Annotated in this window: 1 protein-coding gene; it reads right to left on the bottom strand. The window is 67.7% G+C overall.

Annotated features, from left to right (window positions below; genetic code table 11):
• Position 1: 1 nt before the first annotated feature.
• Positions 2-1,768, bottom strand: a complete 1,767-nt coding sequence (locus tag K7G61_RS35775) for a biotin carboxylase N-terminal domain-containing protein (protein WP_225851324.1) — start codon at positions 1,766-1,768, stop codon at positions 2-4.
• Position 1,769: the final 1 nt, after the last annotated feature.

The raw sequence follows: 1,769 nt of genomic DNA, 5'->3' as shown, positions 1-1,769 counted from the left end.
GTCAGTCCTTGATCTCGCAGATGACGGCGCCGGAGGAGACCGAGGAACCCACGTCGGCCTTCAACCCGATCACGGTGCCCGAACGATGCGCGTTCAGCGGCTGTTCCATCTTCATCGCTTCGAGGACCACGATCAGGTCACCCTCTTGGACCTGCTGGTTCTCCTCGACCGCGACCTTCACGATCGTGCCCTGCATCGGAGAGGCCAACGCGTCCCCCGACACCGCCGCACCCGCCCGAACCGCCGCCCGCCGCTTGGGCTTGGCACCCGCGGCAAGCCCGGTACGCGCCAACGTCATCCCCAACGACGCCGGCAACGACACCTCCAACCGCTTGCCACCGACCTCGACCACCACCGTCTCGCGCCCCGGCCCCTCCTCACCCTCATCCACCACACCACCGGCAAACGGCGGAATCGAGTTCACGAACTCCGTCTCGATCCACCGCGTATGCACCGTGAACGGCCCACTACCGGCCGGCGGATTGAACGCCGGATCCACCACCACCGCACGATGGAACGGCAACGCGGTCGCCATCCCCTCCACCGTGAACTCCGCCAACGCCCGCGCCGCCCGCTGCAACGCCTGCTCCCGCGTCGCCCCGGTCACCACCAGCTTGGCCAGCAGCGAATCCCACGCCGGACCGATCACACTGCCCGACTCCACCCCCGCATCCAGCCGCACCCCCGGCCCCGACGGCGCCTCGAACCGCGTCACCGTCCCCGGAGCAGGCAGAAAATTACGCCCCGGATCCTCACCATTGATCCGGAACTCGAACGAGTGACCCCGAAGCGGCGGATCGTCATACCCCAACGCCTCACCATCGGCGATACGGAACATCTCCCGCACCAGATCGATCCCCGAGACCTCCTCGGTCACCGGATGCTCCACCTGCAACCGCGTATTGACCTCCAGGAACGACACCGTCCCGTCCTGACCCACCAGGAACTCGCACGTCCCCGCCCCCACATACCCCGCTTCCTTCAAAATCGCCTTCGACGCCGCATACAACTGCCGGTTCTGCTCCTCCGACAGCCACGGCGCCGGCGCCTCCTCCACCAGCTTCTGATGCCGACGCTGCAACGAGCAGTCACGCGTGGAGACCACCACCACATTGCCGTGCGTGTCGGCCAGACACTGCGTCTCCACATGCCGCGGACGGTCCAGATACCGCTCCACGAAACACTCACCACGCCCGAAGGCCGCCACCGCCTCACGCACCGCCGACTCGTACAGCTCCGGCACCTCCTCCAGCGTGCGGGCCACCTTCAACCCCCGCCCGCCACCACCGAACGCCGCCTTGATCGCGATCGGCAGACCATGCTCCCGCGCGAACGCCACAACCTCCTCCGCACCCGACACCGGATCAGCGGTACCGGCCACCAACGGCGCACCCGCCCGCTGAGCGATATGACGCGCCGCCACCTTGTCACCCAGATCCCGGATCGCCGACGGCGGCGGCCCGATCCACGTCAACCCCGCATCCAGCACCGCCTGCGCGAAGTCCGCGTTCTCCGACAAGAACCCGTAACCGGGATGCACCGCGTCCGCCCCCGACTCCGCGGCCGCCTTCAACACCTTCGCGATATCCAGATAACTGGACGCCGGACTGTCCCCACCCAACGCGTACGCCTCATCGGCCACGCGCACATGCACCGCGTCCCGGTCCGGATCGGCATACACCGCCACACTCGCGATCCCGGCATCCCGGCAGGCGCGGGCAACCCGAACAGCGATTTCACCGCGATTGGCGATGAGCACCTTGCGCACG

Source organism: Streptomyces sp. HPF1205, from assembly GCF_020400825.1.
Classification (GTDB): Bacteria; Actinomycetota; Actinomycetes; order Streptomycetales; family Streptomycetaceae; genus Actinacidiphila.
The sequence above is the reverse complement of the archived record's forward strand: the minus strand, read 5'-3'. Positions and strand labels throughout refer to the sequence as shown.